Source organism: Limimaricola sp. G21655-S1 (assembly GCF_027213785.1).
Taxonomy (GTDB): domain Bacteria; phylum Pseudomonadota; class Alphaproteobacteria; order Rhodobacterales; family Rhodobacteraceae; genus Limimaricola.
Window position 1 is genome coordinate 1 of record NZ_JAPWGO010000442.1, and the last position, 245, is coordinate 245.

Below are 245 nucleotides of genomic sequence, written 5' to 3' on the forward strand. Positions count from 1 at the left end.
GGATCTTGCAGGTCCAGCTTTTCTTCGATCCCCTTGAGGCCCGCCGCCAGCATGGCCGCCTGTGCCAGATAGGGGTTCATGTCGGACCCCGGAACCCGGCATTCAACCCGCACGCCTTTGGTGCCGTCACCGCACAGGCGGAAGGCTGCCGTACGATTATCCACCGACCAAACCACCTGCGTTGGCGCAAAGGTGCCCTTGGCGAAACGCTTGTAGCTGTTGATGTAGGGTGCCATGAAATAGGT

1 pseudogene is annotated in these 245 nt (G+C 60.4%); it reads right to left on the minus strand.

Features of this window, described 5'->3' with window-relative positions:
- A pseudogene (locus tag O4G76_RS21390) lies at positions 1-245 on the minus strand (glutamine synthetase); the annotation flags it as partial.